The following is an 8,284-nucleotide window of genomic DNA, read 5'->3' as shown; positions in this document are numbered from 1 at the left end:
AGGACCACGACCGCCGCCTCCTCGGACGAGGTGGGTGCGGTGGCCTTGCGGACGGCACGGCGGCGCGGACGGGCCGGAGCGGCTTCCTCGACGGGTCGAGTGCCTTGCGAGGTGACACGCCGTGCCATAACGTGAAGGAGTCCGGGCGGCCGGCGTACAGAGACCTTCCGTACGTCGGCTGTCCCCGCAAGCCCTCGGGCGAGCGCGCCCGGACGCCTGCGTCACAGGCAACTTCCCGCGCCACAAAGCGCTGCCACAGCACCACCTCCGCCGAACCGACGGCACCCCTCAGCCCTCACCCTCACCCCCAGCAGCACCGACGTACCTGCTCAGCGTCTCCCTCAAGATCCCCCAAGCTCTCGACGCCGCTCGACCAGGGGAGACCCCCACTTCGCCGGAGGCAACACCGTGAAGGACATCCTGGACGCCATCCAGTCGGGGACGGCCACGTCCGCCGACATCGCCGCTCTGCCGCTCCCCGATTCGTACCGCGCGGTCACCGTGCACAAGGACGAGACGGAGATGTTCGCCGGGCTCACCACCCGCGACAAGGACCCCCGCAAGTCGCTGCACCTGGACGAGGTGCCGCTGCCCGAGCTGGGACCGGGCGAGGCCCTGGTGGCCGTCATGGCCTCCTCGGTCAACTACAACTCGGTGTGGACGTCGATCTTCGAGCCGCTGCCGACCTTCGGCTTCCTCGAGCGCTACGGCAAGCTCTCGGAGCTCACCAGGCGCCACGACCTGCCGTACCACATCATCGGCTCCGACCTCGCGGGCGTCGTCCTGCGCACCGGCCCTGGCGTCAACGCCTGGAAGCCCGGCGACGAGGTCGTCGCGCACTGTCTGTCGGTCGAGCTGGAGTCCTCCGACGGCCACAACGACACGATGCTCGACCCCGAGCAGCGCATCTGGGGCTTCGAGACCAACTTCGGTGGTCTCGCTGAGGTCGCGCTCGTCAAGTCCAACCAGCTCATGCCCAAGCCCGGTCATCTGTCGTGGGAGGAGGCCGCCGCCCCCGGCCTGGTCAACTCCACCGCCTACCGGCAGCTCGTCTCCCGTAACGGCGCCCAGATGAAGCAGGGCGACAACGTGCTGATCTGGGGCGCCAGCGGCGGCCTCGGCAGTTACGCGACCCAGTTCGCGCTCGCGGGCGGCGCCAACCCCATCTGTGTCGTCTCCTCCCCGGCCAAGGCCGAGATCTGCCGCTCGATGGGCGCCGAGGCGATCATCGACCGCACTGCCGAGGACTACAAGTTCTGGAAGGACGAGCACACCCAGGACCCGAAGGAGTGGAAGCGCTTCGGCAAGCGCATCCGTGAGCTGACGGGCGGCGAGGACGTGGACATCGTCTTCGAGCACCCGGGCCGAGAGACCTTCGGCGCGAGCGTCTACGTCACGCGCAAGGGCGGCACGATCGTCACCTGCGCCTCGACCTCGGGCTACCAGCACGAGTACGACAACCGCTACCTGTGGATGTCCCTGAAGCGGATCATCGGCTCGCACTTCGCCAACTACCGCGAGGCCTGGGAGGCCAACCGCCTCGTCGCCAAGGGCAAGATCCACCCGACCCTCTCCAAGGTCTACTCCCTCGAGGAGACCGGGCAGGCCGCGTACGACGTGCACCGCAACCTCCACCAGGGCAAGGTCGGCGTCCTGTGCCTCGCCCCCGGCGAGGGCATGGGTGTGCGCGACGAGGAGATGCGCGCCAAGCACATCGACGCCATCAACCGCTTCCGGAACATCTGAGAGCGGCGGAGGTCACAGATGACTGAGCGTCAGAGGACTCAGGTGCGCGGTGAAAGGGACCGGCCGTGGCTCATGCGCACGTATGCCGGTCACTCCACGGCGGAGGCGTCCAACGAGCTGTACCGGCGCAACCTCGCCAAGGGCCAGACCGGCCTGTCGGTGGCGTTCGACCTGCCGACACAGACCGGCTACGACCCCGACCACGTCCTCGCCCGCGGCGAGGTCGGCCGGGTCGGGGTCCCGGTCTCGCACCTCGGTGACATGCGCCGGCTGTTCCAGGACATCCCCCTGGAGCAGATGAACACCTCGATGACCATCAACGCCACGGCCATGTGGCTGCTGGCGCTCTACCAGGTCGTCGCGGAGGAGCAGGGCGCGGACGTCTCCAAGCTCCAGGGCACGACCCAGAACGACATCGTCAAGGAGTACCTCTCGCGCGGCACGCACGTCTTCCCGCCGGGCCCCTCGCTCCGGCTGACGACGGACATGATCGCGTACACCGTCTCCCACATCCCCAAGTGGAACCCGATCAACATCTGCAGCTACCACCTGCAGGAGGCGGGTGCCACACCGGTCCAGGAGATCGCGTACGCGATGTCGACGGCGATCTCCGTCCTCGACGCGGTGCGCGACAGCGGCCAGGTGCCACAGGAGCGCATGGGCGATGTCGTCGGCCGTATCTCCTTCTTCGTGAACGCGGGCGTCCGCTTCGTCGAGGAGATGTGCAAGATGCGGGCGTTCGGCCGGATCTGGGACCGGATCACGCGCGAGCGCTACGGCATCGAGGACCCCAAGCAGCGCCGCTTCCGCTATGGCGTCCAGGTCAACTCCCTCGGCCTGACCGAGGCCCAGCCGGAGAACAACGTCCAGCGGATCGTGCTGGAGATGCTGGCCGTGACCCTGTCGAAGGACGCACGCGCGCGTGCGGTTCAACTCCCGGCGTGGAACGAGGCGCTGGGTCTGCCCCGGCCCTGGGACCAGCAGTGGTCGCTGCGCATCCAGCAGGTGCTCGCACACGAGAGCGACCTGCTGGAGTACGAGGACATATTCGACGGCTCGCACGTCATCGAGGCGAAGGTCTCCGCTCTCGTCGAGGAGTCGCTCGCCGAGATCGACCGGATCCAGGAGATGGGCGGCGCGATGGCCGCCGTCGAGTCGGGCTATCTCAAGTCGCAGCTCGTCGCCTCGCACGCGGCGCGCCGGGCCCGTATCGAGTCCGGCCAGGAGAAGATCGTCGGCGTCAACATCTTCGAGACGACCGAGCCGAACCCGCTCACGGCCGACCTGGACACCGCCATCCAGACGGTCGACCCGGCGGTCGAGGCACGGGTCGTCGCCTCGCTCCGAGGCTGGCGCGACACCCGCTACCAGCCGCCCTTCAACCACCCGCGCCCGTGCAAGGCGCTGGAACGCCTGAAGGAGGCCGCCAAGGGCACCGACAACCTGATGGAGGCCACCCTGGAGTGCGCCCGCGCGGGTGTCACGACCGGTGAGTGGGCCGGGGCCCTCAGAGAGGTCTTCGGCGAGTTCCGTGCGCCGACGGGGGTTTCGTCCGCGCCGGTCGCGGTGACGGCCGAGCAGGGCACGGCCCTCGCGGAGGTCCGCCGTAAGGCGGACGCCACCGCTCGCGACCTGGGCGTCGGCAAGCTCCGCTTCCTCGTGGGCAAGCCGGGTCTGGACGGCCACTCCAACGGCGCCGAGCAGATCGCCGTGCGGGCCCGAGACGCCGGGTTCGAGGTGGTCTACCAGGGCATCCGGCTGACGCCGGAGCAGATCGTGGACGCCGCCCTCGCCGAGGACGTGCACGCCGTCGGCCTGTCCATCCTCTCCGGCTCGCACGCGCAGCTCGTGCCGGACGTGCTGGAGCGGCTGCGTGAGGCCGGTGCGGCCGACATCCCGGTGATCGCGGGTGGGATCATCCCGAACGGCGACGCCGAACAGCTCAGGGCCGTGGGAGTGGCCGCGGTCTTCACTCCGAAGGACTTCGACATCACCGGAATCATCGGCCGTATCGTCGACGAGATCCGCAAAGCGAACAAGCTCGACCCCCTGGAGGTCCCCGCATGACAACGCCGGTCAACCGTCTGCGCCCGCGCCGCTCCTGCCTCGCGGTGCCCGGAAGCAACCCCCGCTTCCTGGAGAAGGCACAGGGCCTCCCGGCCGACCAGGTCTTCCTGGACCTGGAGGACGCGTGCGCGCCGCTGGCCAAGCCCGAGGCGCGGCACACCATCGTCAAGTTCCTCAACGAGGGTGACTGGACGGGCAAGACGCGGGTCGTGCGCGTCAACGACTGGACGACCGAGTGGACGTACCGCGATGTCGTGACGGTGGTCGAGGGGGCGGGCCAGAACCTCGACTGCATCATGCTGCCGAAGGTGCAGAACGCCGAGCAGGTCGTCGCTCTCGATCTGCTGCTCACGCAGATCGAGAAGACGATGGGCCTCGAGGTGGGCCGCATCGGTATCGAGGCGCAGATCGAGAACGCTCAGGGCCTCAACAACGTCAACGCGATCGCCGAGGCCTCACCGCGCCTGGAGACGATCATCTTCGGCCCGGCCGACTTCATGGCGTCGATCAACATGAAGTCGCTGGTCGTGGGCGAGCAGCCGCCCGGCTACCCGGCGGACGCCTACCACTACATCCTGATGAAGATCCTGATGGCCGCCCGCGCCAACGACCTCCAGGCGATCGACGGCCCCTACCTGCAGATCCGCAACGTCGACGGCTACCGCGAGGTCGCGAAGCGCGCCGCCGCGCTCGGCTTCGACGGCAAGTGGGTGCTGCACCCGGGCCAGGTCGAGGCCTCCAACGAGATCTTCTCGCCGTCCCAGGAGGACTACGACCACGCCGAGCTGATCCTGGACGCGTACGAGTACTGCACGTCCGAGGCGGGCGGCAAGAAGGGCTCGGCGATGCTGGGCGACGAGATGATCGACGAGGCGAGCCGCAAGATGGCGCTGGTCATCGCGGGCAAGGGCCGCGCCGCCGGTATGCGACGCACCAGCACGTTCGAGATCCCGGAGGCGTGAGGACCATGCAGTTCGGACGCACCTACGAGGAGTTCGAGGTCGGAGCGACCTACAAGCACTGGCCGGGCAAGACGGTCACGGAGTACGACGACCACCTGTTCTGTCTGCTCACCATGAACCACCACCCGCTCCACATGGATTCCAACTATGCGGAGAAGACGACGGACTTCGGCAAGAACGTCGTCGTGGGCAACTACATCTACTCCCTCCTGCTCGGCATGTCCGTACCCGACGTGTCGGGCAAGGCGATCGCCAACCTGGAGATCGAGTCGCTCAAGCACGTGGCGCCGACCTTCCACGGTGACACGATCTACGGCGAGACGACCGTGCTCGACAAATGGCCGTCGAAGTCGAAGAACGACCGCGGCATCGTCCATGTCGAGACCAAGGGCTACAAGCAGGACGGCACGCTGGTGTGCGTGTTCCGTCGCAAGGTGATGGTCCCCACCGAGACGTACATCAAGGAGCGCGGCGGCGAGCAGCCCGGCCGCCCGCCCGTCTCCCACCACCACCCTCAAGCGACGCCCCTGCGGGGCGGCACCCCCGGTTCCGAGCTGAACTCCCAGGAGAAGTGATGAGCCGTCTCGCCCAGACCTCCGGTCTGACAGATGTCCAGCAGGAGATCGTCTCCACTGTCCGCGACTTCGTGGACAAGGAGATCATCCCGGTCGCGACGGAGCTGGAGCACCGCGACGAGTACCCGCAGCAGATCGTCGACGGTCTCAAGGAACTGGGCCTCTTCGGTCTGATGATCCCCGAGGAGTACGGGGGTCTGGGCGAGTCGCTGCTCACCTACGCGCTGTGCGTGGAGGAGATCGCCCGCGGCTGGATGTCGGTCTCCGGCATCATCAACACACACTTCATCGTGGCGTACATGCTCAAGCAGCACGGCACGCAGGAGCAGAAGGACCACTTCCTGCCGAAGATGGCGCTGGGTGAGACCCGCGGCGCCTTCTCGATGTCGGAGCCGGCGCTGGGCTCCGACGTCTCGGCGATCACCTCGAAGGCGGTCAAGGACGGCGACGAGTACGTGCTGACCGGCCAGAAGATGTGGCTCACCAACGGCGGCACGTCGTCCCTGGTCGCCGTCCTCGTCCGGAGTGACGAAGGACACCCCGAGGGCACGGCGCCCCACAAGTCGATGACGACCTTCCTGGTCGAGAAGGAGCCCGGCTTCGGAGAGGTCCGCCCCGGTCTCACCATCCCGGGGAAGATCGACAAGATGGGTTACAAGGGTGTCGACACCACCGAGCTCATCATGAACGAGCTGCGCGTTCCGGCCGACCGTGTGCTGGGCGGGGTCACCGGGCGTGGCTTTTACCACATGATGGACGGCGTCGAGGTCGGCCGGGTGAACGTCGCGGCGCGCGGCTGCGGCGTCGCTCAGCGCGCCTTCGAGCTGGGCGTCTCCTACGCCCAGCAGCGGCACACCTTCGGCCGGCCGATCGCCCAGCACCAGGCCATCCAGTTCAAGCTGGCGGAGATGGCCACCAAGGTGGAGGCGGCCCATGCCATGATGGTGAATGCGGCACGCAAAAAGGACTCCGGTGAACGAAACGACCTCGAAGCAGGCATGGCGAAGTACCTCGCCTCCGAGTACTGCAAGGAGGTCGTGGAGGATGCCTTCCGGATCCACGGCGGCTACGGCTTCTCGAAGGAGTACGAGATCGAGCGCCTCTACCGTGAAGCCCCGATGCTGCTGATCGGTGAAGGTACCGCCGAAATCCAGAAAATGATCATCGGCCGTCGACTGCTCGAAGAGTATCGAATCCAGGGTTAGATATACCGATTTGGGGTGTTTTCTTCGCGAAGAAGATCACACCCCGTCAACACTCTTCAGCCGCCGACTCGGCTTCCTGGCTTGCCCAGTTGTGGTCGGCGACCGGTACGATCGCCGGAAAGCCGCCGTCCCCCGTTGAAGCGCGGCATCATCCGCTACGAAGGTCATCCATGCCCCACAGCAAAACCTCTGCACCACGCGACAGCCTTGTTAGCGTACGCCTCGCGCGCGGAGCATCGCCGTGGCTTCTCCCGACCGTTGCCACCGCAGCGCTCAGCCTGGCCCGGGCGCGCCGCTCCGGCGTCGCCAAGGCCGTGGCCGTGCCCGCCACCGCACTCGCGGCGGGCATGCTGTGGTTCTTCCGCGACCCCGAGCGCGAGATCACCCAGGGCCGCGTCATCTCTCCCGCCGACGGTGTGGTGCAGAGCATCATGCCGTGGAAGGACGGGCGCACCCGCGTCGCGATCTTCATGAGCCCGCTCAATGTTCATGTCAACCGCGCGCCGCTCTCCGGCACGGTGACGTCGGTCGAGCACATCCCGGGTGGGTTCGTTCCGGCGTTCAACAAGGAGAGCGAGAACAACGAGCGCGTAGTCTGGCATTTCGAAACCGAACTGGGCGACATCGAAATGATCCAGATCGCCGGCGCTGTGGCCCGCCGCATCGTCCCGTACGTGCCCCAGGGCACCAAGGTCGAGCAGGGTGACCGTATCGGTCTGATCCGCTTCGGCTCGCGCGTCGACCTCTACCTGCCCGAGGGCGTCGAGGTCGGGGTCGAGGTCGGCCAGAAGACCGTGGCTGGGGTGACTCGCCTTGACCGTGATTGATCGTGACACCAAGACCGGCTGGGTGCCGGAGGCGGACGGGGGGGACGACGAGGAGGAGATGCCCCTCTCACTCCGCCTCTCAATAGCGGACACCCTCACCCTGGGCAACGCCACGTGCGGATTCATGGCGGTGTACTTCACCACCACCGGCATCCTGATCCCGCACCTGACAGGCGGCAACGAGTCGGCGGGCATGGCCCGGCACTCCGCCGCCACGGCCGTGATCCTCATGCTCTGCGCGGCGATCTTCGACCTCTTCGACGGTCTGGTCGCCCGCAAGCTGCGTAGCTCGCCCATGGGCGCGGAGCTGGACAACCTCTCGGACCTGATCAGCTTCGGTCTGGCGCCGGCGTACTTCGTGCTGGTCTACGGCATGGTGGCGGACGACGCACACCAGAGAGTGGCCGCGGTCGGAGCGATCGTGGTGCTGCTGGCCGTGGTCCTGAGACTCGCCCGCTTCTCGTGCGTGACGATGAAGGACGGCGTGTTCCAGGGCATGCCCTCACCGTTCGGCGCGCTCACCGTGGTCTCGATCGTCCTGCTGGAGCTGCCGTTCTTCGCCACGCTGCTGGCGATCCTGGGCACGGCGTGGCTGATGGTGAGCCGGGTGGAGTACCCGAAGCCGCGGGGTCGTCTCGCGGTGGCGATGCTCTCCTGGATCGTCCTGAGCATGGGGCTGCTGGCGGCCTGGGCCTTCGAGGCGCCGAGCGGCACGCTCCTCCTGCAGACGGGCTGCGCCCTGCAGCTGGTCATGGGCGCGGTGATCCCGCTGTTCGCGACGGCTCGCCGCGTGAACAACTTCCGCGACAACCGCCGCGAGGCACGGACCGCACAGCTGCCATAACCCCGCGCTTACCGAGGGCCCCGAACCTGGTTGGGTTCGGGGCCCTTCGCTTTTTCGG

At 67.4% G+C, this 8,284-nt stretch carries 7 protein-coding genes; all 7 read left to right on the top strand.

Annotated features, from left to right (window positions below):
* Window positions 1-408: 408 nt before the first annotated feature.
* The 7 genes from ccrA (at window position 409) to pssA (ending at window position 8,226) form a co-directional block, all read left to right on the top strand.
* Window positions 409-1,746, top strand: coding sequence for a crotonyl-CoA carboxylase/reductase (gene ccrA, locus ACWDEX_RS32595; RefSeq protein WP_450468076.1), 1,338 nt, complete (start codon window positions 409-411; stop codon window positions 1,744-1,746).
* Window positions 1,747-1,764: 18 nt separating this feature from the next.
* Window positions 1,765-3,813, top strand: coding sequence for a protein meaA (locus ACWDEX_RS32590; RefSeq protein WP_450468075.1), 2,049 nt, complete (start codon window positions 1,765-1,767; stop codon window positions 3,811-3,813).
* On the top strand, window positions 3,810-4,775 hold the full coding sequence (locus ACWDEX_RS32585; RefSeq protein WP_450468074.1) for an HpcH/HpaI aldolase/citrate lyase family protein: 966 nt from the start codon (window positions 3,810-3,812) through the stop codon (window positions 4,773-4,775). Before ACWDEX_RS32590 ends, ACWDEX_RS32585 begins: the two co-directional genes overlap by 4 nt.
* A 5-nt stretch (window positions 4,776-4,780) precedes the next feature.
* Window positions 4,781-5,350 carry a MaoC family dehydratase gene (locus tag ACWDEX_RS32580; RefSeq protein ID WP_450468073.1) on the top strand — a complete coding sequence of 190 codons (570 nt, stop codon included), beginning with the start codon at window positions 4,781-4,783 and terminating at the stop codon, window positions 5,348-5,350.
* Entirely contained in the window at window positions 5,350-6,555 is a 1,206-nt protein-coding gene (locus tag ACWDEX_RS32575) for an acyl-CoA dehydrogenase family protein (protein ID WP_450468072.1), read from the top strand. The genes ACWDEX_RS32580 and ACWDEX_RS32575 overlap by 1 nt, the downstream gene beginning before the upstream one ends.
* A gap of 170 nt (window positions 6,556-6,725) precedes the next feature.
* Entirely contained in the window at window positions 6,726-7,382 is a 657-nt protein-coding gene (locus ACWDEX_RS32570) for a phosphatidylserine decarboxylase (RefSeq protein WP_450468071.1), read from the top strand.
* Between the two features lie 22 nt (window positions 7,383-7,404).
* On the top strand, window positions 7,405-8,226 hold the full coding sequence (gene pssA, locus ACWDEX_RS32565; protein ID WP_450468078.1) for a CDP-diacylglycerol--serine O-phosphatidyltransferase: 822 nt from the start codon (window positions 7,405-7,407) through the stop codon (window positions 8,224-8,226).
* Window positions 8,227-8,284: the final 58 nt, after the last annotated feature.

The organism is Streptomyces sp. NPDC001020, from assembly GCF_053599115.1.
The sequence above is the reverse complement of the archived record's forward strand: the minus strand, read 5'-3'. Positions and strand labels throughout refer to the sequence as shown.